Here is a 23,262-nt window from a genome sequence, read left to right as displayed (position 1 = left end):
TCTTTATCGGCAACAAAAAAAGCCCCTGTTAAAAGGGGCTTGTTACGAACTTATCAGTTTTAGTCGACTTGAGGGCCTGCTGCCACTAAAGATTGACCTTCTGCGTTATCGGTGTATTTCGCAAAGTTATTGATAAAGCGAGAAGCTAGATCGTGCGCCTTGCTTTCCCATTGTAATGGGTCAACGTAAGTGTCACGAGGGTCTAGAATACCAGTATCAACACCTGGAAGTGATGTTGGTACTTCTAAGTTGAAGATTGGAATATGCTTTGTCTCTGCATTTTCAATCGAACCATCTAGGATCGCATCAATAATACCGCGTGTATCTTGAATCGAAATACGTTTACCGCTGCCATTCCAACCAGTGTTGACTAAGTAAGCTTCTGCACCTGACGCTTCCATACGTTTTACCAATACTTCTGCGTACTTGGTTGGATGTAGCGTTAAGAACGCAGCGCCAAAACAAGCAGAGAACGTCGGTGTTGGTTCAGTAATACCTCGCTCAGTACCTGCAAGTTTAGCAGTAAAGCCTGATAAGAAGTGATACTTGGTTTGTTCTGGTGTTAATTTTGATACTGGAGGGAGCACGCCAAATGCATCAGCCGATAAGAAGATCACTTTATTGGCGTGACCGCCTTTTGAAACTGGCTTAACGATATTGTCGATATGGTGAATTGGGTAAGAAACACGAGTGTTTTCGGTTTTCGAACCATCATCAAAATCAATAGAGCCATCATTGCGCACGGTTACGTTTTCTAATAGGGCATCACGGCGAATCGCGTTGTAGATGTCGGGTTCAGCTTCTTTAGATAGTTTGATGGTTTTTGCGTAGCAACCACCTTCGAAGTTAAACACACCTTCGTCATCCCAACCATGTTCATCATCACCGATCAAAGCGCGTTTGGGATCGGTTGAAAGGGTGGTTTTACCTGTGCCAGATAAGCCGAAGAAAACTGCAACATCACCTTCTTTACCCATGTTTGCAGAGCAGTGCATAGAAGCAATACCTTGTAGAGGCAAGAAGTAGTTCATCATTGCGAACATACCTTTTTTCATCTCGCCGCCATACCAAGTGCCGGCAATCAATTGCATTTTTTCAGTTAGGTTGAATACGGTAAAGTTTTCTGAGTTCAGACCTTGTTCTTGCCATTTTGAGTTGGTGCATTTTGCGCCATTCATGACAACGAAATCAGGCTCAAAACTAACGAGTTCTTCTTCTGTTGGGCGAATGAACATGTTTTTAACAAAGTGTGCTTGCCATGCAACTTCGGTAATTACACGTACACTTAAACGCGTATCTGGGTTAGTTCCACAGTAACCATCAATCACAAAAAGTCGTTTTCCAGACAATTGTTGTGTGACGAGTTCTTTAAGCTCGTCCCAGACTTCTTGGGTAATGGGTTTGTTATCGTTTTTAACCGTGTCTGATGTCCACCACATATTTTCACGGGTGGTGTCATCTTTCACAATGAATTTATCTTTTGGTGAGCGGCCAGTAAAAATACCTGTATCGACAGCTACCGCGCCAAGCTCAGTGACGATGCCTTTTTCATAGCCTTCGAGTTCTGGGCGGGTCTCTTCTTCGAACAGTTGTTCATAACTTGGGTTGCGAAGAACTTCAGTTACGTTTTTTAATCCGTGTTGGGTTAGGTCTAATTGTGCAGCCTTTGTATGTTCCATAACGGTCATAGGTGCTCCTTATAAGGATTTTGTAGGGATTTTGTAATAATATTTGTAGTTTGTAATTGTTATCTGCTCACCATGCTAGCAACGAGACTGGGATAAAACAGGGACGTAGCTCAAAAATTGCCCACGACTGTTGTGTGGTTTTAGGTGTCCCGTCACATATTGGCCTAACTATTTTATCGCGCACGCAAACCTTTGCGCTAGATCAAAAAGATTAATACTTTTTAAAAATTAAGTATGGCGTACTGTCACTTTGGTGTTTGATTTTATTGGATTTTGATCACAAAAAAGCCAGCTTGATGCTGGCTCTGAGACGTATTTCACGTGCTTGATAATACATGCAAATTAATGAAGAGTACCGCTGTTCTGGGTCGCTTGACGGTAGAGTTCAGTTATCTCTGCTTGGTCAAAGGAATAATTCGTGCCGCAGTAATCACAATGTAAAGAAACTGATCCTTCAGTGGCTAAAATGTCGTTAATTTCATCTTGGCCGATAGTGATGATTGCTGCACCACTGCGTTCACGTGAACAACCACAGTGGAACTCTACTGGCTGCGGGTCGAACAGTTGTACTTTTTCTTGGTTATAAAGACGATAAAGTAGATCGTTGGCTGGTAAAGTAAACAGCTCTTCATTTTTGACGGTATTGGTCAGCTGTTCTAAATGTTCAAAGTCATCAGGTGTTCCAGTACCATCAGGCATAGTTTGTAGCAACATGCCAGCGGCATGGGCTTTGCCTTCATGCTCACCGATACGGATCCAAAGGCGGGTCTTCAACTGCTCTGAACGGATGAAATAGCCTTCTAGTACTTCAACTAAATTAGCACCCTCTAGACCGACTACACCTTGGTAACGCTCGCCTTGTTTTGGTTCAATAGTGATAACAAGATGGCCTTTGCCCATCAAAGTATGCAGGTCTGCATCATCAGCAATATCACCTTCCCAGCGTGCAACGCCACGAACTTTTTGTTCGTTGTCACCGTTAATAACAGCAAGCGATACCGGGCCATTACCTTGCAGTTGCATGGTAATCGAGCCTTCAAATTTGAGTGTTGCAGTCAGTAGTGTAGTCGCTACCATCAATTCGCCTAACAGTTTTTGTACAGGCGCTGGGTATTCCTTGCTAGAGATGATTTCTTGATACACTTTATCCAATTGTACCAATTCGCCACGTACAGAAAGGTCTTTAAACAAGTAGCGATTTAAAATGTTATTTGCCATTTAGCTATTTCCTCGGAGCATGGTCCCGCTTTTATTGATGTTTAAATTTAATAATGTCTCGACGCTGTTTTTTATCAGGTCGTCGCTCTGGGCTTGGATTATGTGCATTGAGTTTGCGTTGCTCGGCATGGTGTGCACGTTTAGCGATACTTTCGCTGGTTTCACTATACAAGGCTTGTGCTTCAGGAGCCCCGCGGCGTTGCCCAGATAATTTCTCAACGGTCACGGTTTTCTCTTCTGGACCTTGGCGCAAGGTTATGGTTGCGCCAAGTTCGACAATTTTGCTAGGTTTACTACGCTGACCATTATAGTGAACTTTACCACCATCGACCATGTTTCGAGCGATAGAACGAGTTTTATAAAAGCGTGCAGCCCATAACCATTTATCTAATCTTATTTGTTCAGTCTCAGAACTCATACTAGGAAAGTGCCTCTAACAGAGTTAGCCTTGCGTGTTTATGTTTGGCTTACAATGGTGTTTTCGTTCCAGATTTTCAAGCGACCCGACAAATTAATGTCAGATAAAGGGACGCTGAAGAGGTATGTGATATATTAGTTCGTTCGTATAAGGCAATGAACTATATGAAAATGATATCGTTGGTTACAAAAGCAAAATGGTTAACGAAAAATTGCAAATAAAGGATATCTTTTGAGGCGAATTAATTTTAGCAATATGACCTCATCAAGCTCATGGCAGATAGGCTTGCTACAAAAAATACCACAGTGGCAAAAACAAATCAGTTTTGCTCTTACTTTGTTATTACTGATCCTATCTGCTTGGATAATGGGCAAGATGGTGTGGTTGCTACAACAAAATACCTTTGATGTTGCACCTTGGGTGCCGACATCAAGTTCATCGACTACTGCTACTCAGCAGTCACTTGATCTTTCCTCATTACAACAAGGTGACTTATTTGGACGCTATAGTGAGGAAAAAGCAGAGGTGGTGCAAACCGTAGTCAAAGATGCGCCTAAAACTAGCTTAAGTTTATTGTTGGTTGGTGTAGTTGCCAGTAATGAACCCAGTAGAAGTTTGGCGGTTATTGCTAATCGTGGCAGTCAGGCCACTTATGGTGTCAATGAAGTGATTGAAGGCACAAGAGCAAAGCTAAAAGCCGTGCTAGTTGATCGCGTTATTATTGATAACTCTGGTCGTGATGAAACACTGATGTTAGATGGGGTTGATTATCACAAGCCAAGTGTGCAAGTGCCTGAAAGAGTTATTGCTTCTAATGCGCGAGGTAATAACCCCGCGTCTGAAGAAGAGAAGTTGGATGACATTCGAATCGCAATTTCTCGCAATCCGCAAGAAATATTCAAGTATGTTCGCCTGTCTCAAGTCAAGCGAGATGATAAGGTGCTTGGATACCGAGTGAGTCCGGGTAAATCCCCAGAATTGTTTGAGTCTGTCGGCTTGCAAAACGATGATATCGCCATTCAATTAAATGGACAGGATTTAACGGATCCAGATGCCATGAGCAAAATTTTTCAGTCAGTCTCGGAGTTAACGGAAATCAACTTAACGGTTGAAAGAGACGGACAACCACATGACATTTATATCCAATTTTAAAAAGACTGATGCATAAGCATGAGTTTAGGGAGTAAGACGTGAAGCATTGGTTAAACAAAAGTACTTGGTTATTGATGGGAGGTTTGCTGTCGTCACCATTGGTACTTGCTAACGATTTTAGTGCCAGTTTTAAGGGTACAGACATTCAAGAGTTCATCAATATCGTTGGCCGTAATCTCGAAAAAACCATTATTGTAGACCCTTCTGTTCGAGGCAAAGTCGACGTTCGTAGCTATGACACGCTCACTGAAGAGCAATACTACAGCTTCTTTTTGAATGTACTGGAAGTGTATGGTTTTGCTGTGGTTGAGATGGACAATGGCGTCCTGAAAGTCATTAAAGCGAAAGATGCAAAAACATCCGCTATACCAGTGGTCGGTGATGACGAGAAAGAAAATGGCGACAGCGTGATTACGCGTGTGGTTGCCGTACGTAATGTCTCGGTGCGTGAGTTATCGCCATTGTTACGCCAATTGATTGATAACGCGGGCGCGGGTAACGTTGTGCATTACGATCCTGCCAATATTATTCTGATTACCGGTCGTGCTGCTGTGGTTAACCGTTTGGCCGATATTATCAAGCGTGTTGACCAAGCCGGTGATAAAGACATTGAAGTGGTTGAACTAAACAATGCATCCGCAGCTGAAATGGTACGTATTGTTGAGGCATTAAATAAAACGAATGATGCTAAAAATACCCCAGAATTTCTGCAACCCAAGCTTGTGGCTGATGATCGTACCAACGCGATTTTGATCTCGGGTGATCCCAAGGTGCGTGAACGCTTAAAGCGTTTGATCAAGCAGTTAGATGTTGAGATGGCAACCAAGGGTAACAACCGCGTTATTTACCTTAAGTACGCTAAAGCCGAAGATCTGGTCGATGTACTAAAAGGTGTCTCTGATAACTTACAAGCAGAAAAGCAATCGGGTCAAAAGTCGGGTCAAGGGGCACAACGCGGTGAGGTAATGATTTCTGCGCACCCTCAAACCAATTCACTGATCGTCACGGCACCTCAAGATATTATGAAAGCGCTGGAAGACGTGATAGCCCAGCTTGATATTCGTCGCGCGCAGGTGCTTATTGAAGCTCTGATTGTTGAAATGGCCGAAGGTGATGGCATCAACCTAGGGGTTCAATGGGGGTCGTTGGAAAGCGGCTCTGTTATTCAATATGGTAATGCAGGCGCACCAATTGGTCAGGTGATGGTTGGTTTAGAAGAAGCAAAAGATACCACGACCTCTAAAGCGGTTTACGATTCAGATGGAAACTTTTTACGTAATGAAAACACGACTGAAAAAGGTGATTACTCAACATTAGCTTCAGCACTTGGTTCGGTCAATGGCGCTGCCATGAGCTTAGTGATGGGGGATTGGACGGCTTTAATCAGTGCGGTTGCGAGTAATTCAAACTCCAATATTCTGTCATCACCAAGTATCACCGTGATGGATAATGGCGAAGCATCTTTTATTGTTGGTGAAGAAGTCCCAGTTCTTACTGGTTCAACGGCGGGTTCTAGCAATGATAATCCATTCCAAACCGTAGATCGTAAAGAGGTGGGTATTAAACTCAAAGTGGTACCACAAATTAACGAAGGTGATTCCGTTCAATTGCAAATTGAACAAGAAGTGTCGAACGTATTAGGTGCCAATGGCGCGGTTGACGTACGTTTTGCTAAACGTCAGCTTAATACTTCAGTCATTGTTCAAGATGGGCAGATGCTGGTTCTGGGTGGTTTGATTGACGAACGCGCAGTGGAAAGTGAATCGAAAGTGCCACTGCTTGGTGATATTCCCGGACTCGGTTACTTGTTTAAATCGACTCGCACTCAAGTGGAAAAGAAAAACCTAATGGTGTTTATCAAGCCAACCATTATTCGTGATGGTATGACGGCAGATGGTATTACACAGCGCAAATACAACTACATTCGAGCAGAACAGTTGTACAAGTTAGACCAAGGCTTGAAGTTGATGGATGATAATAACATTCCCGTTATCCCTAAATTTGGTAGTGAGCGCCTTCATGCACCAGAAGTACAAGCCTTTATCGATCAAATGGAAAAGTCGCAATGACCGATGTTTTGCAACAACTTCAGTACCGTCGTTTACCGTTTAGTTTCGCCAATCGCTTTAAATTGGTGTTAGAGCAAGCAGAAGAGAGCGCGATACCGACTTTGTTTTACGTTGCACCACTGGCGATAGAATCGCTGGTGGAGGTCAAACGTGTGGTAAAACAACCTTTAAATTTAGTTGAAATGACCGCAAGTGAGTTTGAAAGTAAGTTGACCGATGCGTATCAGCGTGACTCTTCAGAAGCGCGGCAATTGATGGAAGATATTGGTGCCGATAACGACGACTTTTTCTCACTGGCTGAAGAACTGCCCCAAAGTGAAGATTTGCTCGAGTCGGAAGATGATGCCCCAATCATTAAATTGATTAACGCGATGCTGGGTGAGGCGATCAAAGAAGGGGCTTCCGATATTCATATCGAAACCTTTGAAAAAGTCCTTTCGATTCGTTTTCGTGTTGATGGTGTGTTGCGTGAGGTGTTATCACCGAGCCGTAAACTTGCCCCCTTGCTCGTGTCTCGCGTGAAGGTGATGGCCAAGCTTGATATCGCCGAAAAACGCGTCCCACAAGATGGTCGTATTTCATTACGTATTGGTGGCCGTGCGGTTGATGTTCGTGTATCTACCATGCCATCTTCGCATGGAGAGCGTGTGGTAATGCGTCTATTGGACAAAAATGCCACTCGCCTTGATTTACACAGCTTAGGTATGACAGCGGCAAACCATGAAAACTTCCGCCAATTAATCAAAAGGCCGCATGGCATTATCTTGGTCACCGGCCCAACAGGCTCGGGTAAATCGACCACCTTGTATGCTGGGTTGCAAGAGCTAAACAGCAACGAACGCAACATTTTGACCGTTGAAGATCCAATCGAATTTGATATTGACGGTATTGGTCAAACGCAGGTTAACCCTAAAGTGGATATGACGTTTGCACGTGGATTACGTGCCATTTTGCGTCAAGACCCAGATGTGGTAATGATCGGTGAAATTCGTGATTTAGAGACTGCGCAAATTGCCGTTCAAGCCTCTTTAACCGGCCACTTAGTGATGTCGACCTTGCACACCAATACTGCGATTGGTGCGATTACCCGTATGCGCGATATGGGGATCGAGCCATTTCTTATTTCGTCGTCGTTGCTAGGTGTGTTAGCGCAGCGTTTGGTGCGCACCTTGTGTTCAGATTGTAAAGAAGCTTATCCAGCCGACAAAGAGCAAAAGAAACTGTTTAATCTGCAACCGGATCAAGAACTGACATTATATCGTGCCAAAGGTTGTGAAAAATGTAACCAAAAAGGCTATCGCGGCCGAACTGGGATCCATGAATTACTGTTAATTGACGATAAAGTGCAAGAGTTGATCCACAGTGAAGCGGGTGAGCAGTCTATCGAAAAATCGGTTCGTGAACGAACGCCAAGTATCCGTGATGATGGGTTAGATAAAGTGCTTCAAGGCATTACTTCATTAGAAGAAGTGATGCGAGTGACCAAGGAAGCGTAATTAATGGCCGCATTTGAATACAAAGCATTAGATGCTAAAGGCAAACAAAAAAAGGGTGTTATTGAAGGCGACAATGCCCGTCAAGTTCGCCAACGCTTAAAAGAGCAAGGGCTAATTCCGGTTGAAGTGCTGGGAACCAAAGCGAAAGCAGCGAAGCAAGAACAGTCAGCGTTTAGCATGAAACGCGGCATTAGCACGCCAGACTTAGCATTAATCACGCGCCAATTATCGACGCTAGTGCAGTCAGGAATGCCACTGGAAGAGTGTTTAAAAGCGGTATCCGAACAGTCTGAAAAGCCGCGAATTCGTAACATGTTAGCAGCTGTGCGTTCTAAAGTGACCGAAGGCTACACATTGTCGGATAGCTTGGGTGACTACCCACATATTTTCGATGAATTGTTTCGTTCAATGGTTGCTGCGGGTGAAAAATCAGGACATCTTGATTCGGTGTTGGAACGCTTGGCTGATTATGCAGAAAATCGCCAAAAAATGCGTTCAAAGCTGATGCAAGCCATGATCTATCCAATCGTCTTGGTTGTTTTTGCTGTCGGTATTGTCGCCTTTTTGCTGGCGGCGGTCGTGCCGAAAATTATTGGTCAATTTGTACAGATGGGGCAGGAACTACCCAAGTCGACTCAATTCCTGTTGTCATCGAGTGATTTTATTCAGCACTGGGGTATACAGCTATTAGTGCTAACCATTGCATTGGTCTTCCTTGCTAAATGGTTACTGAGTAAACCAAATTTACGTTTGAAGTGGGATCGAAAAGTAATTTACATGCCGATGATAGGCAAGATCTCGCGCGGTTTGAATACCTCACGTTTTGCACGCACCTTGTCTATTTGTACCTCCAGTGCCATTCCTATTTTGGAAGGTATGAAGGTGGCGGTGGACGTAATGGCAAACCAATACGTCAAGCAGCAAGTAACGATGGCTGCCGATAATGTACGTGAAGGTGCCAGTTTGCGTAAGGCATTGGATCAAACCAAATTGTTTCCACCGATGATGCTGCATATGATCGCCAGTGGTGAGCAAAGTGGTGAACTTGAAAGTATGTTGACTCGTGCAGCGGATAATCAGGATGCAAACTTTGAGTCGACCATCAATATCGCATTGGGCATTTTCACCCCAGCACTAATCGCTTTAATGGCAGGTTTAGTGCTCTTTATCGTAATGGCGACCTTGATGCCAATTTTAGAAATGAATAATTTAATGAGTCGTTAGTAATAGGTAAGCATTCACCTGTTATTTAGACAAAAACTACGTTGGAGATTGGAATGAGAAAAAAAGCAAACAAGCAATCAGGTTTTACCTTGCTTGAAGTAATGGTTGTAGTGGTGATTTTGGGTATTTTAGCGAGTTTCGTTGTTCCCAATCTATTGGGAAATAAAGAAAAAGCCGACCAACAAAAAGTCATCACCGATATCGTGGCATTAGAAAATGCTTTGGATATGTACAAATTAGATAACAGTGTTTATCCAACAACCGATCAAGGGCTTGAGGCGTTAGTGACTAAACCGTCTAGCCCAGAACCACGTAATTATCGTGATGGTGGATACATTCGTCGTTTACCAAATGACCCTTGGGGTAATCCTTACCAATACCTAAGCCCTGGCGACAATGGTACCGTGGATATTTTCTCCTTAGGTGCTGATGGTCAAGAAGGCGGTGAAGGGGTGAATGCCGATATTGGTAACTGGAACATGCAAGACTTCCGATAAGCAAATAACTGAGGGCGACTATCGGGTCGCCTCATTTTTCTGACGGCAACGATTTTCTAATGACAGCTATTTTCTGATGACAAGCAAACGTGGTTTCACCCTACTCGAAATATTACTCGTGCTAGTACTGCTTTCTCTTAGTGCTGTGGCAGTCATTGCTACGCTTCCTAGTTCAGGAAAAGATGAAGCAAAACAATATGCGATGAGTTTGTACCAACGTCTGCAACTGGTGAATGAAGAAGCGATTCTCAGTGGTAAGGACTTTGGTTTGCGAGTGGATGAGAAGACATCACGTCTTGTGTTCCTAGCATTGGATGACAAAGGTTGGCAGCCATTAGAGAGTAAAAAAATGACCACCGAAATTCAACTTCTAGAAGAGCTCGCGATGCAATTTGAGCTTGGGGGTGACGCTTGGAAGAATGATGATCGGCTGTTTAAGCCAGGCTCTTTATTTGATGAAGAGATGTTTGCTGAAGAGAAAGAGCAAGAAAAACAGCGACCACCGCAAGTGTTTATCTTGTCGAGTGGCGAGCTAACGCCCTTTGTCTTGAGCATATATCCCAACACGCAAGATGCCGAGCAAGGTTGGCGGGTTATTGTCAAAGACAATGGCGAAATTAAGCTATTAGAGCCAGGGGCATCGGATGATGCGTAGAACACGAGGCATGACCTTATTAGAAGTCTTGGTTGCTCTAGCAATTTTTGCCACCGCGTCGATCAGCGTGATTCGTTCAGTGAGCCAACACATTAACACCATCAGCTATTTGGAAGAAAAAACCTTTGCGGCGATGGTGGTCGATAATCAAATGGCGCAAGTGATGCTCAGCCCTAAAAGCTTGAAAGCGCAAACCGGAACACAAGAGCTGGCAGGGCGTACTTGGTATTGGAAAGTCACGTTAGTGCCTACGGCCGACAATTTATTGAAAGCGTTTGATGTCAGTGCAGCATTAGAGAAACAAGGATCACCTTTGGTGACGGTGAGAAGCTATGTCGTCAAATAAAAAACGCCAAGGTTTTACTCTGATTGAAGTGCTGGTGGCGATCGCTATCTTTGCGAGTTTAAGTGTTGGTGCTTATCAGGTGCTTAACCAGGTACAGCGTAGCAATGAAATTTCTCAGCAGCGCAGCCAGCGTTTAAATGCGTTGCAGCGAGCCATGGTGTTAATGGACGGTGATTTTCGCCAAATGGCGACTCGTCAATTTCGCACCAATGGTGAAGAACCCAATAAACAGATATTGCAGTGGAAAGAGTACTTGCTCGACTCCGATCAAAAGGGTGTGTTGTTTGCTCGTCTTGGGTGGCATAACCCACAGCAACAATTTCCACGTGGCGAAGTGACTAAAGTAGGTTATCGCATCAAAGAAGGGGTACTTGAACGCGTTTGGTGGCGTTACCCTGATACGCCTGCTGGTCAAGATGGCATTATCACGCCACTCTTGTCAGAGGTGGAATCAATGTCATTGCGTTTTTATAGCAATGACAAATGGAGTGAGGATTGGCAAGAATCATTAAAAATACCGCAAGCCGTCGCGGTGAAGCTAGTGCTGAAAGATTACGGTGAAATTGAACGTATTTATCTGACGTCAGGTGGTGCCATCAACCAGAACACGCAGGGAGCAGATAATGACGCATCATAATCGCTCACTACAAGGCAGGCGTTCGCAGCAAGGTGTGGCATTGATTGTTATTTTATTGCTGCTGGCGATCATGGTGTCAATTGCGGCGACCATGTCAGAACGTTTATTTACTCAGTTTCAAAGAGCCAGTAATCAGATCAACTATCAACAAGCCTACTGGTATAGCCTTGGGGTTGAATCGTTAGCGCAAGCTGCTATAGAGCAGAGCTACAAAGATGGCGATAACATTAATTTGAGTCAGCCTTGGGCGTTGGAAGAGCAAACCTATCCTCTCGATTACGGCACAGTTAAGGGTCGTGTTACCGATAAGCAGGCGTGTTTTAATCTCAATGTATTAGCTCGAGTTACGCCCACTACAGGCGGAGCTAATAAGCCCTATTTAGTGCAGGTGCTGCAACATTTATTAGAAGAGTCAGAAGTTGATAGCTACCAAGCTGAGGTGATTGCTGATTCAGCATGGGAATACATTGATGACGACAGCAATGTCCAGTCATCTTACGGTGTTGAAGACAGCTATTATGAGTCGATGTCTCCGGCTTATTTAGCGGCTAACACTTTACTGGCTGATAGCAGTGAACTTCGCGCAGTACAGCAAGTGACGGGGGACGTGATGCAACGTATCGCTCCTTACGTTTGCGCATTGCCAAGCGATGATTGGCGATTAAACGTTAATACTGTCGCACCAGAGAGCGCAAAATTGCTGGTGGCGATGTTCAGCCCGCATTTAAGTGAATCTGATGCAAAAAACGTATTAGAAAACCGTCCATTTGATGGGTGGGGGAGTGTCGATGATTTCTTAGCGGAGGCATCAATTGCCGCCGTAGATAGCAAAGTGAAAGATGAAGCGAAACAGTATCTCTCAGTGGATAGCGCTTACTTTGAACTCGATGCTCAAATATTGGTTGATGACTCGCGAGTTCGCATTCGCAGTTTATTGTTTAGTGATAATAGAGAAACCGCAACGGTAGTACGCCGTCGCTTTGGAGGGATCAGTGAGCGAGTTTCTGACCGTTCGACTGAGTAGTCAACAGGACGCTGAAATACCTTGGTTGGTGTGGTCATCACAACAACAAGAAGTCATTGCCAGCGGTGAAATATCTGGTTGGGAGCAGTTATCTGAGCTCGCCACTTACGCTGCGCAGCGAACCACAATTGTGTTGCTGGCTGCAAGCGATTTGGTACTTACGAAGGTTGATATTCCATCGGGCGCTTCTCGTCAGTTGGAATCTATGTTGCCTTATTTAATTGAAGATGAGATTGCTCAAGATGTCGATGACCTGCATTTTTCTATTTTGCAGAAAACGGCGTCAACCGCTTATGTAGCGGGGGTTGATCGTAGCTATCTTACCCACTGCCTTGAACAGTTAAAATCGGCAGGAATGGAAGTTAAGAAAGTGCTACCAGATGTGCTCGCCGTTCCTTTGCATGATGGGTTATCAGCACTGCAAATGGGTAAAGAGTGGCTGATTCGTAAAGAGGAATATTTAGGCGTAAGCCTTGAGGCTGAGTGGTTAGAGCTGTTTAGCCATTCGGAATGGGTGAAACAAGATGATCAATACTTGCCGCTGAATGCTTATACCCCTTTACCGGAGTTAACCTTGGCTGAAGGTCAACATTGGCAGCAAGCTGAACCTCAATTAGTGATGGCGTTGCTGACAGAGCAAGCCATTGCGAGCAAAACCACGTTGTTAACCGGTAGTTTCAAAGCTAAATCTTCTTTCTTCAAGCATTGGCAGGTTTGGCAAAAAAGTACGTTGGCCGCGTGTTTGTTATTGGTGATCTCGACGGCTTATAACGTATTGCAATCAGGGCAATACGAGACACAAGCGACCGCTTACCGAGTCGAAAGTGAACGCGTTTTTCGCGCCGTTTTCCCTGATAAACAGAAGATACCGACGGTTAGCTATTTAAAAAGACAGATGAATGATGAAGCGTCGCGTCTTGCCGGTGGCGGCAGTGGTGGCGCCATGCTTGAATGGTTAGCTAAGCTGCCAGCAAGTATCGGTAGTGTGCCGAACATGCGTTTGCAAAGTGTTAAATATGATGGCAATCGTGGTGAAATTCGTCTTGAAGCACAAAGCAACGATTTTCAGAGCTTTGAGTTAGCGCGCGTTCAACTGGAAAAGCAGTTTATGGTTGAGCAAGGGCAGTTAAACCGCTCCGGTGAGATTGTGAATGGTACTTTTGTACTCAAAAGTAAATGAGGTGAGTTGAATGAAAAATAGTCTTAACGCACTTCAAGCTTGGTGGACGAGTATCAGTGCTCGCGAACAAAAAATGGTGTTGGGTTGTTTGGTGTTGGGCATTGTCGGGGTGATTTATTGGGGCGTTTTGTCGCCATTAGATCAAAGAACTGAGCTGGCTAAAGCGCGTATTGTGAGTGAAAAACAGTTACTGAATTGGGTAACAGATAAAGCGGATGATATTGTCCGATTACGTGCACAAGGTGGTGTCGTTGCATCCAATCAGCCGTTTAACCAAGTGATTTCTTCAAGTGCACAGCGTTTTCAGATTGAACTCATTCGAATCCAACCTCGTGATGAGATGATGCAAGTATGGGTTCAACCTTTGCCTTTCACCAAGTTGGTCGATTGGATTGCGTTTCTAAAAGAAACTCAAGGTGTTGATGTTGAGTTTATGGATATTGGCCGAGCGCAGCAAAGTGGTGTGGTTGAAGTGAAACGTCTGCAATTGAAGCGAGGTGGCTAGGTGAAACATGGATGGTTATATGGTGGACTGTCGCTACTGGCTTTTACAACAAGTTTGGTTGCACATATTCCGGCCTCTTTTGTCGTAAGCCAAGCTCCGATGCCACCTGAATTACGCATCACAGGTATCGCGGGGACGATTTGGTCTGGCAGTGCTCAGCAGGTATTTTGGCAGGGGCAAAATATCGGTGACCTGAAATGGGATATTCAACTGTCATCACTGTTTGTGGCTAAGTTAGAAGCGGCCGTGCGCTTTGGGCGAGGTAGTGATATGGGCGTGCGAGGTAAAGGTAATGTCGGTCTTAGTTTGTCTGGTCCTTACGCGGAAAACTTGGTGCTGTCTGCCGCGACTAAGCAGCTAACAGCAGCACTAGTCTTGCCATTTCCTATTGATCTCCAAGGTCAGCTAGAACTGTCACTCAAGCAGTATCAATACTCAAGTCCATGGTGTGAGTCGGCTCAAGGTACATTAGCATGGACCGATAGCAAAATAGGCTCACCGTTAGGAGAGTTGTCTCCAGGCCCTGTAGTGGCTGATTTAACTTGCCAAGCCAATGATGTGGCGTTGACTGGTCAACAAAGCAGTGCGCAAGTCAGTAGTGATTTCTCTGCGCAGCTTAAGCCAGACATGAATTATAGCTTTCAAGCATGGTTTAAGCCGGAAGCACAATTTCCAAGCGAAATGGGCGAGCAGCTAAAGTGGGTTGGTAATCCTGATAACCAAGGTCGATATCAGTTCCAGTACCAAGGGCAACTGTAAGGCTGAAAACTCAACCGCGAAAATTTAGAGGCTGACCCAAGTGGTCAGCCTTTTACTTTAAGGATATCGTCCCAAGGTAAGCCCGCGTCACCAAGCACGATGAAGTTCGGGTTTTCTAACGTTTCTCGCTCATTGTATGACAACGGCTCTAGTAGAGTGCTGAGGATTCTCCCCCCAGCTTCTTCAACAATACATTGAGTCGCCGCCGTGTCCCATTCACCGGTTGGCCCTAAGCGCAAATAACAGTCAACAGCCCCTTCAGCAACTAAACACGCTTTTAAAGCGGCAGAGCCAAGTGGCACTAGCTCATAATTCCAAGCACTGCTCATGCGGTTAGTGATGCGGTTGATGTCTTGACGACGGCTAATCGCAATGGCGATCGATTGTCCCGGAGTTTCATGCTTGTGGGTTTGAATACGTAGGTTTTCAGACATATCGGGAATTTTCCATGCCCCTTTGCCCGTATAAGCATAATAAGTCACACCAGAAACTGGTCCATACACCACACCCATTACAGGTTTATTATCCTCAATTAAAGCAATGATGGTGGCAAAGTCACCGCTGCGAGCAATAAACTCTTGGGTGCCATCCAGTGGGTCGACTAACCAATAACGATTCCATTGGCTACGTTTTTCTAAACTGATGTCGGCTGCTTCTTCGGACAATACCGGAATGTCTGGTGTTAGCTCGCTCAGTCGTTCATTGATGAATTTATGGGCCGCAAGATCAGCGCTCGTGACAGGTGTGTGGTCACTTTTAGTAAAAGCTTCGTAGTTTTTTTTCTCGTAGATGTCGAGAATCAATTGCCCTGCGGAGCGTGCAATTTCAATGACATTTGGCAATAGGTGAGATAAATCTTTGGCTGTTGGCATCATCAATCCTTTAGCTCTGCTTCGTTATTTTAAGCGGCGCAAAGCAAGCAGTAGTGCGGTAATACTTCGGGCTTCACAAAAGTCGAGATGGGTGAGTAGCTCTTCAGCTTGCGCTAAAGGCCAGCGAATCACTTCTAATGGCTCGGGTTCATCACCTTCTAGCTTTTCTGAGTATAGATCTTGTGCAAGGAATAGGGTCATCCGACTTGAAAAGTAAGAGGGAGCGAGGACGACCTCTTTAAGAGGCGTTAGCGTATGGGCACCGAAGCCAATCTCTTCTTTTAATTCACGGACAGCGGCTTGTTGTGGTGTTTCACCTTGGTCAATCAAACCCTTGGGAAAACCGAGTTCATAACGTTCTGTACCTGCGGCATATTCTCGAACCAATAGCAGATCACCTTGCGCAGTGATAGGTACCATCATCACTGCATGTCGGCCGCTGGGTTTCATTCGCTCATAGGTGCGCTGTTCCCCATTTGAAAAGCGTAAATCCAACGATTCAATCGTAAACAGTTTCGACTTCGCTTCCGTGTTGGTCGCTAAAATATCGGGCAGTTTTCTGGGTGGCATACGCTAATTCCTTACAGGCAAATGACTTTTCTAACTATATGAGAAAAATGCCTGATTTGAAAAGAACTAACGGTAGCGAAAGCATTTAAAGATAAAAAAAGCCGAGAATGTTATCTCGGCTTCGCATTTTGTGCGTTTTAACTTAATTTTATTGATTCTAACTTAGTAGTAAGAGTGATCACCACGGTCATGTTCTGTAGCATCGCGAACGGCAGTCAATTCACCTTCGAATTGTTGAAGTAGTTCTTTCTCGATGCCTTCTTTTAGGGTGACATCAACCATTGAACAACCGTTACAACCACCACCAAATGCCACGATTGCAACGCCATCTTCGGTGATTTCCACTAAGCTTACATGACCACCGTGGCCAGCAAGTTGTGGGTTAACTTGAGTTTGAATCGCATATTCAACACGTTCGATTAAGCTCGCGTCATCTGCGACTTTGCGCATTTTGGCGTTTGGTGCCTTCAATGTTAGTTGAGAGCCCATTTTATCGGTAACGAAATCGATTTCTGCATCTTCCAAGAAAGGCAGGCTTAACTCATCCACATAGGCAGAGAAAGCATCATATTTGATTTCAGTATCGGTCGCTTCTACTGCTTCTGGTGGGCAGTAAGACACACCGCACTCCGCATTTTGGGTACCAGGGTTCACCACAAAAACACGAATGTTGGTGCCATCAGGTTGCTGACCAAGCAACTTGGCGAAATGGGTTTGGGCTGTTTCGGTAATAGTAATAGAATTTGACACGACGAATACCTGAGTAATTTTGTAGGCTATTTGCTCACCATTCTACTCCTGAAAAGCTGCGGATCCAGTCCTTTTTTGTTCTCTAAACAAAAACGTAATGGCTAATCTTTTGGTTCAGGAGTGCGGCAGATACAATAAATATCAATCCTTTCGACGCCAACTTCAAGCAGTAATTTACAGATCTGTTGGATGGTACTGCCTGTGGTGACAACATCGTCAACAATTGCGATATGTTTCTGATTTGGTTTGCGTTGTAGTGCAAAGGCATGTTGTAGGTTTTGTTTACGCTGCACCTTAGATAATCCTTTTTGTTGCGGGGTGGCGCGCTTACGTTTTATCAGCTGATGATCACAAGTGGCATTAATAAGTTGCTTGCTTAATTGATTGGCAAGTAACTCACTTTGATTAAAGCCTCGTGTTAAGCGTCTTTGCCAGTGCAGAGGAACGCTAGTTATCAACGGGGCCGGCTCATCAATTCGTGGAGCCAAAAGCGCGCTTAAATTACGCGCTTGCCAAAACTGCCCTTCGTATTTCAGTTTATGAACGGTGTGGTTGAGTGGAAATATGTAATCACCGACACAATACAAACGATGCCAAAGCGGTGGACTAGCTAAGCATTGTCCGCACTGCGGTACATTAAGCAGTGTCGGCAAGCCACATTGTTGACAACGAGGCTGGGGAGCAAAGTAGGTCAAACAGGTTTCACACCAAGCGCTATTTTGGTGTGTAGCGATCGGTAGGTGGCAAAGTGGGCATTGCCTGCTGACTAAGCGATAGATGGTTTTTTGAAGCCAATGCGATAACATAACTCACCGAAAGTGGCGAAAAGATGTTCTGCTATGATCGGTGTTTCTGTAATGCAAAAGAATGAATTTAGTGGGAGAGTTTGCGACCATGGCAACAGCGTTGTATTGGCAAGTGGAAGGAGAAGGGGCTGATTTAGTCCTAGTGCATGGCTGGGGAATGAACGGTGCAGTATGGCAACAAACCGTCGATGTACTGAAGCATCATTTTCGTGTTCATGTTGTCGATTTGCCCGGTTATGGACACAGCGCGAATAATCATGCGGCTAGTTTAGAAGCCATTGCTCTGGCGCTGCTCGAGCAAGCGCCAAAAGCGGCGATTTGGGTTGGATGGTCTCTTGGTGGCCTAGTCGCCACGCATATGGCGCTGCACCATAGTGAATACGTCAGCCAGCTGGTCACCGTGGCTAGCTCACCGAAATTTGCGGCTGACAAACCGTGGCGAGGTATTCAACCTCACGTACTTAGTGCTTTTACCGATCAATTGGTTGATGATTTTCACACCACTATTGAACGCTTTATGGCATTGCAAGCGATGGGCAGCCCTTCTGCGAGGCAAGATGTTAAATTGCTCAAACAGGCGATATTGTCGAGACCGTCCCCTAATCCGCAGTCCTTACTCGCTGGGCTTAAGATGTTAGCTGATGTCGATTTACGTGAGCAACTGACAACCATTTCGGTGCCGATATTGCGTTTATATGGTCGATTAGATGGCCTTGTACCGATTAAGGTCGCGCACGATCTGCAACAAGCTTTGCCAAAAAGTGAGCAATATATCTTTAGTGAGTCGTCTCATGCACCCTTTATGACCGAGTCTGATGCTTTTTGCCAACAGCTGATTGCTTTTTCTCAAGGTAGCCAATGACGTTATCGGTCTACTAGCGATAAATAAACACTAAACAGTAAATATTTGTTAAAGATGCTAAAAGTTTGTGCAATCTGGTCGATATATAATCTAACCCAACCAGGCTGGATTAGTTAAAGGCTAGCCTCGCGGGGCGGGCGATACTGAGGAGGTTTCGGCTATGATTGTGTCACCAGCGAATATAAGTGTGCCACTCATCGCCCCATCGGTTAATGTGCAAACGGAACAGGCTGCGCGTGATAATAAAATTCGTGCACCGGTTATGCCAACCGTTGAACTGGCTAAGACCAACGCTGAGCGTAAGGTTAAAGCGGATGATAAAAGACGAAAACAGTCGTCATGGGACCCTTCAGAGCATCCTGGCTATGAGGTTGGCACCGAACACGAAACATCGACTTCTTATCAAGCTGAGCAGAAAAGTGAGTTAGAAAGGCTCTTTGATCTATTAGCACTCGCTACTTACAGCAAGGAACAAGGTAAAGGCTATGCAATGCGGTTTAGGCTACCTAAACACATTATTGATGCTGCGATAACCGAGGGAAAAATGGCGCGCAGGCGAACCGTAATTAAATATCATTATGGCCACGCAGTTGCTCCTAATACTCCTTCTGAAGTCATTGCGGTGTTGTAGGTAGCGTTAACGTTATCTATCGCGATAAATAAAATCCCCACCCAATGCGGATGCATGAGTGGGGATTTGTGTTTTTAAGCGTCTATGTCAGGGCTGTTTTAGCCTAGCTTAGGCTAATTATTTTTTTGCTTTGGCGAAAGCGGCGGCAAATGCACCACCCATAGCACCGTTTTGTTGTGGCTCTTCACGACGGTTATTTTGCTGCTGGTTGCGCGGCTTGTGCTGATGTTGATTTGGTGCGCTACTTCTCTGGCTACGATTGTCTTGACCAGGTTCGTCATTCAAACGCATAGAAAGCGCAATACGCTTACGTTGAACATCCACTTCCATTACTTTTACTTTGACGATATCCCCCGCTTTGACTACTTCACGAGGGTCGGCAATATAGCGATCCGTTAATGCAGAAATATGCACTAAACCATCTTGGTGAACACCTATATCAATAAAGGCACCAAAATTAGCCACGTTTGATACAACGCCCTCCAAAATCATACCAATTTCAAGATCTTTTACTTCGGTGACTCCGTCGGCAAAGGTCGCTGTTTTAAACTCTGGTCTTGGATCTCGGCCTGGTTTATCTAGCTCTTTGATAATGTCGCTTACGGTAGGGACACCGAAGTTGTCATTGGTGTAATCCACCGCGTGTAGTCCACGTAGAAAATCACTATTGCCGATCAGTGCTTTGATCTCTTTATTATTTTTCTCAGCGATGGCTTTTACTACAGGGTAGGCTTCTGGGTGAACAGCGGAAGCATCCAGAGGGTTTTTACCATCCATAATGCGCAAGAAGCCGGCACACTGTTCAAATGCTTTAGGTCCAAGGCGCGCTACTTTTTTCAGTGTTGAACGAGAAGCGAAGCGTCCATTTTCATCGCGATAATCGACAATATTCTGTGCGAGCGTATTGGAAAGGCCAGCAACGCGAGTCAAAAGTGCTGCTGAAGCCGTATTAACATCAACACCGACAGCGTTTACACAGTCTTCAACAATCGCATCTAGGCGTTTGGCGAGCATCGATTGACTGACATCGTGCTGGTATTGACCGACACCGATCGATTTCGGGTCGATTTTCACCAACTCCGCAAGTGGATCTTGTAAGCGGCGAGCAATTGAGACTGCGCCACGTAGCGACACATCCATATTGGGGAACTCTTTGGCTGCTAGCTCAGACGCGGAGTACACCGATGCTCCAGCTTCACTGACGATAATTTTCTGTACCTTCAAATTGCCACGTTTAATCACGTCGGCGACAAAGGTATCGGTTTCACGTGAGGCGGTACCGTTGCCAATCGCAATCAAATCCACATTAAACTGACGCACCAGTTGGTCAACAATTTTGGCTGATTTCTCATGCTGATTATGCGGTTGGTGTGGGTAGATGGTTTCAGTCGCCAGTACTTTACCGGTGGAGTCGACAACGGCAATTTTGGAACCCGTTCGCAAGCCAGGATCCAAGCCGAGAGTGGCTCTCGGCCCAGCTGGAGCGGCCATCAACAAGTCTTTTAAGTTAGTGGCAAAGACTTCAATCGCTTCGATTTCAGCTCGTTCTTTCATTGCACCCATCAGCTCGGTTTCCATATGCATAGATACCTTGATACGCCACGCCCAGCTAATGACTTGCTTGCGCCAGTTATCGGCAGGCGCTGAACTTAAATGAATACCATAATGTTCGGCAATAATGGTTTCGCAGTACGACTGGCGCGCACCTTCTTCTTGTTCTGGGTCTGCGTTGATATTGAGCGTTAAGAAGCCTTCATTACGGCCGCGCAGCATGGCAAGTGCTCGGTGTGATGGCACTTTGCTGATTGCTTCATCGTGAGTGAAATAATCTTTGAATTTCTCGCCCGCGTTTTCTTTGCCATCAATCACTCGCGAAACCAGTTGAGCATTGCGGGTTAAATGGCGGCGAATTTTTTCCAGTAAGTTGGCATCTTCAGCAATACGTTCCATCACAATGGCTCGCGCGCCATCTAAAGCTGCTTTGCTATCGGCGACCCCTTGCTCTGCATTGATGTATTGCATGGCTTCACTTTCAGGGTCAGTTTGCGGTTCATTCCACAGCTTGTCAGCTAAAGGCTCTAAGCCTGCTTCAATTGCAATTTGCCCCTTGGTACGACGCTTAGGCTTGTAAGGTAGATACAAATCTTCAAGGCGAGTTTTGCTGTCGGCTTGGTTGATATCGTGCTCTAGCTCTGTAGTTAGTTTGCCTTGTTCTTGAATCGACTTAAGAATCGTTTGACGGCGGTCATCGAGCTCACGCAAATAGGATAAACGACTATCTAGGTTACGCAGTTGGGTATCATCAAGCCCACCCGTGACCTCTTTACGATAACGGGCGATAAAAGGAACGGTATTACCGTCATCAATTAGGGTAACCGCAGCGGTCACTTGCTCTGGGCGAACATTCAGTTCTTGAGCAATCATGTTACAGATAGCTTGGCTCATCCGTGGGTTCTCTTTATTGTTCGGTAGAACCACCAGGGGTGGTGGTTGGAATAGGGTAAATATTGGGGTTCGTGGCGGTGATTTCTAGTCTTGCTGGTATTCGATAGCATTTACAAACCACTCTTTTTCTCCTTCTGGGGTACGAACCACAAATTCATCATCGACTTCTTTTTTTAGCAAAGCGCGCGCCATAGGTGAATCAATCGAAATGTAGCTTTTTACACCGCCGTAGATTTCATCTGGGCCGACAATGCGGAATTTTTTCTTATCTCCGGCTTCATTTTCAATTTCGACCCAAGCACCAAAGAATACTTTGCCTTCTTGTTGTGGCGAGTAATCAACAACGTTGACTTGCTCGAGGCGTTTGCGTAAAAAACGCACTCGGCGGTCAATTTCACGCAGGCGCTTCTTGTTGTACTGATAATCCGCATTTTCACTGCGATCACCAAGGCTTGCAGCCCACGTCACTTTTTTGGTCACTTCGGGGCGTTCTTCACGCCACAAAAAGTCCAATTCTTGTTTGAGACGGTTAAAGCCTTCACGCGTAATTAGGTTTGTCTTCATAGTCCTGACGTTCCTTGGTTGAAACTGTCCGCTACATTAGCTAAAAAAGACATAAACGTTAACAATTCTTTCAGCGACTTTAGTCAGAACGGTGTTACATTTTACTAACTCGGTTGGATATTGGCTCGAGTTAAGAATTAGGTGGGATCATAGATGCAAGAAAACTATAAAATTTTAGTGGTTGATGACGATGCACGCTTGCGTTCATTGCTTGAACGTTACCTATCGGAACAAGGTTTTCTTGTTCGTAGTGTGGCAAACAGTGAGCAGATGGACCGCCTGTTAACTCGTGAAAACTTCCATTTGATGGTATTGGACTTAATGTTACCTGGTGAAGATGGGTTATCCATTTGTCGCCGTTTGCGTAATGCCAACAATATGCTGCCAATTTTAATGCTTACTGCGAAAGGCGACGAAGTGGATCGCATTGTCGGGTTAGAAGTTGGAGCCGATGATTATCTACCAAAACCGTTCAATCCACGTGAGCTATTGGCTCGAATTAAAGCGGTATTGCGTCGTCAAGTGATTGAAGCACCGGGAGCTCCGAGCGCTGAAGAGTCGGTGATTGAATTTGGTGAATTCCGCCTAAATTTAGGCACGCGTGAAATGTTTCGTGGTGATGAACCAATGCCACTCACATCCGGTGAGTTTGCGGTATTGAAAACTTTAGTGACCAATGCGCGTGAACCAATGTCTCGTGACAAACTGATGAACATGGCGCGCGGTCGTGAATATTCCGCAATGGAGCGTTCTATCGACGTGCAGATTTCCCGTTTACGTCGCATGCTTGAAGTTGATCCAAGCAAACCTCGATATATTCAAACCGTTTGGGGACTTGGTTACGTCTTTGTCCCAGATGGTAAAGAATCTTAAGATTTAACGAGCTCCTGAATG

Annotated in this window: 24 protein-coding genes; 15 read left to right on the top strand and 9 right to left on the bottom strand. The window is 45.1% G+C overall.

The genetic code is table 11. The annotated features are described in order from the left end of the window. Positions 1–59: 59 nt before the first annotated feature. From pckA to hslR, 3 genes are all read right to left on the bottom strand, one after another. Entirely contained in the window at positions 60–1,688 is a 1,629-nt protein-coding gene (gene pckA, locus MCT08_RS00725) for a phosphoenolpyruvate carboxykinase (ATP) (protein WP_168523684.1), read from the bottom strand. A 342-nt stretch (positions 1,689–2,030) separates the two neighbouring features. Continuing rightward, a complete protein-coding gene (gene hslO, locus MCT08_RS00720) occupies positions 2,031–2,906 on the bottom strand; it encodes an Hsp33 family molecular chaperone HslO (RefSeq protein ID WP_053312244.1) in 876 nt (291 codons plus the stop codon). A 31-nt stretch (positions 2,907–2,937) separates the two neighbouring features. Next, the gene (gene hslR, locus MCT08_RS00715) at positions 2,938–3,324 is read right to left on the bottom strand and encodes a ribosome-associated heat shock protein Hsp15 (RefSeq protein WP_053312243.1); all 387 of its coding nucleotides are present in this window, start codon (positions 3,322–3,324) and stop codon (positions 2,938–2,940) included. A 240-nt stretch (positions 3,325–3,564) separates the two neighbouring features. Here hslR and gspC point away from each other — a divergent pair, with 240 nt between their 5' ends. From gspC to MCT08_RS00655, 12 genes are all read left to right on the top strand, one after another. Further along, positions 3,565–4,476, top strand: a complete 912-nt coding sequence (gene gspC, locus MCT08_RS00710; RefSeq protein ID WP_425609348.1) for a type II secretion system protein GspC — start codon at positions 3,565–3,567, stop codon at positions 4,474–4,476. A gap of 38 nt (positions 4,477–4,514) precedes the next feature. After that, the gene (gspD, locus tag MCT08_RS00705) at positions 4,515–6,545 is read left to right on the top strand and encodes a type II secretion system secretin GspD (RefSeq protein ID WP_168523679.1); all 2,031 of its coding nucleotides are present in this window, start codon (positions 4,515–4,517) and stop codon (positions 6,543–6,545) included. Beyond that, entirely contained in the window at positions 6,542–8,041 is a 1,500-nt protein-coding gene (gene gspE / locus MCT08_RS00700) for a type II secretion system ATPase GspE (protein ID WP_274677701.1), read from the top strand. The genes gspD and gspE overlap by 4 nt, the downstream gene beginning before the upstream one ends. 3 nt (positions 8,042–8,044) lie before the next feature. Further along, positions 8,045–9,265, top strand: coding sequence for a type II secretion system inner membrane protein GspF (gspF, locus tag MCT08_RS00695; protein WP_274677700.1), 1,221 nt, complete (start codon positions 8,045–8,047; stop codon positions 9,263–9,265). Positions 9,266–9,318: 53 nt separating this feature from the next. Next, positions 9,319–9,762 (top strand): type II secretion system major pseudopilin GspG, encoded by a 444-nt coding sequence (gene gspG, locus MCT08_RS00690; RefSeq protein ID WP_168523675.1) that lies wholly within the window; start codon positions 9,319–9,321, stop codon positions 9,760–9,762. Between the two features lie 76 nt (positions 9,763–9,838). Continuing rightward, a complete protein-coding gene (gene gspH / locus MCT08_RS00685) occupies positions 9,839–10,417 on the top strand; it encodes a type II secretion system minor pseudopilin GspH (protein WP_053312237.1) in 579 nt (192 codons plus the stop codon). Then, positions 10,407–10,763 carry a type II secretion system minor pseudopilin GspI gene (gene gspI, locus MCT08_RS00680; protein WP_053312236.1) on the top strand — a complete coding sequence of 119 codons (357 nt, stop codon included), beginning with the start codon at positions 10,407–10,409 and terminating at the stop codon, positions 10,761–10,763. The genes gspH and gspI overlap by 11 nt, the downstream gene beginning before the upstream one ends. Beyond that, entirely contained in the window at positions 10,750–11,400 is a 651-nt protein-coding gene (gspJ, locus tag MCT08_RS00675; RefSeq protein WP_053312235.1) for a type II secretion system minor pseudopilin GspJ, read from the top strand. Before gspI ends, gspJ begins: the two co-directional genes overlap by 14 nt. Continuing rightward, positions 11,387–12,424 carry a type II secretion system minor pseudopilin GspK gene (gspK, locus tag MCT08_RS00670; RefSeq protein ID WP_168523669.1) on the top strand — a complete coding sequence of 346 codons (1,038 nt, stop codon included), beginning with the start codon at positions 11,387–11,389 and terminating at the stop codon, positions 12,422–12,424. Before gspJ ends, gspK begins: the two co-directional genes overlap by 14 nt. Further along, the gene (gspL, locus tag MCT08_RS00665; protein ID WP_274675056.1) at positions 12,393–13,604 is read left to right on the top strand and encodes a type II secretion system protein GspL; all 1,212 of its coding nucleotides are present in this window, start codon (positions 12,393–12,395) and stop codon (positions 13,602–13,604) included. Before gspK ends, gspL begins: the two co-directional genes overlap by 32 nt. A 10-nt stretch (positions 13,605–13,614) precedes the next feature. Further along, the gene (locus MCT08_RS00660; RefSeq protein ID WP_053312232.1) at positions 13,615–14,109 is read left to right on the top strand and encodes a type II secretion system protein M; all 495 of its coding nucleotides are present in this window, start codon (positions 13,615–13,617) and stop codon (positions 14,107–14,109) included. After that, complete coding sequence (locus MCT08_RS00655; RefSeq protein WP_261926569.1) at positions 14,110–14,868, top strand: type II secretion system protein N; 759 nt, start codon at positions 14,110–14,112, stop codon at positions 14,866–14,868. Positions 14,869–14,912: 44 nt separating this feature from the next. Here MCT08_RS00655 and cysQ read toward each other — a convergent pair whose 3' ends face one another. The 4 genes from cysQ to MCT08_RS00635 form a co-directional block, all read right to left on the bottom strand. Next, on the bottom strand, positions 14,913–15,740 hold the full coding sequence (cysQ, locus tag MCT08_RS00650; protein WP_168786871.1) for a 3'(2'),5'-bisphosphate nucleotidase CysQ: 828 nt from the start codon (positions 15,738–15,740) through the stop codon (positions 14,913–14,915). A gap of 24 nt (positions 15,741–15,764) precedes the next feature. Then, complete coding sequence (nudE, locus tag MCT08_RS00645; protein ID WP_053312229.1) at positions 15,765–16,310, bottom strand: ADP compounds hydrolase NudE; 546 nt, start codon at positions 16,308–16,310, stop codon at positions 15,765–15,767. Positions 16,311–16,472: 162 nt separating this feature from the next. Then, positions 16,473–17,060 (bottom strand): Fe-S biogenesis protein NfuA, encoded by a 588-nt coding sequence (gene nfuA, locus MCT08_RS00640; protein ID WP_053312228.1) that lies wholly within the window; start codon positions 17,058–17,060, stop codon positions 16,473–16,475. A gap of 101 nt (positions 17,061–17,161) precedes the next feature. Further along, positions 17,162–17,866 (bottom strand): ComF family protein, encoded by a 705-nt coding sequence (locus MCT08_RS00635; RefSeq protein ID WP_176245576.1) that lies wholly within the window; start codon positions 17,864–17,866, stop codon positions 17,162–17,164. 88 nt (positions 17,867–17,954) lie between these two features. On the opposite strand from MCT08_RS00635, the gene bioH reads away from it, so the two are divergent. Both bioH and MCT08_RS00625 read left to right on the top strand, forming a co-directional pair. Then, entirely contained in the window at positions 17,955–18,728 is a 774-nt protein-coding gene (bioH, locus tag MCT08_RS00630) for a pimeloyl-ACP methyl ester esterase BioH (RefSeq protein WP_172533219.1), read from the top strand. 160 nt (positions 18,729–18,888) lie between these two features. Next, positions 18,889–19,359, top strand: a complete 471-nt coding sequence (locus MCT08_RS00625; protein ID WP_053312226.1) for a hypothetical protein — start codon at positions 18,889–18,891, stop codon at positions 19,357–19,359. Between the two features lie 117 nt (positions 19,360–19,476). Here MCT08_RS00625 and MCT08_RS00620 read toward each other — a convergent pair whose 3' ends face one another. After that, positions 19,477–21,804, bottom strand: a complete 2,328-nt coding sequence (locus MCT08_RS00620) for a Tex family protein (RefSeq protein ID WP_274677699.1) — start codon at positions 21,802–21,804, stop codon at positions 19,477–19,479. 84 nt (positions 21,805–21,888) lie between these two features. After that, complete coding sequence (greB, locus tag MCT08_RS00615; RefSeq protein ID WP_053312224.1) at positions 21,889–22,368, bottom strand: transcription elongation factor GreB; 480 nt, start codon at positions 22,366–22,368, stop codon at positions 21,889–21,891. Positions 22,369–22,521: 153 nt separating this feature from the next. Between greB and ompR the strand changes: the two genes are divergently transcribed. After that, entirely contained in the window at positions 22,522–23,241 is a 720-nt protein-coding gene (gene ompR, locus MCT08_RS00610; protein WP_053312223.1) for an osmolarity response regulator transcription factor OmpR, read from the top strand. The last annotated feature ends 21 nt before the right edge of the window (positions 23,242–23,262 follow it).

This window comes from Vibrio aestuarianus, from assembly GCF_028858425.1.
Classification (GTDB): Bacteria; Pseudomonadota; Gammaproteobacteria; order Enterobacterales; family Vibrionaceae; genus Vibrio; species Vibrio aestuarianus.
This window is presented reverse-complemented; position numbering and strand designations above follow the sequence as displayed.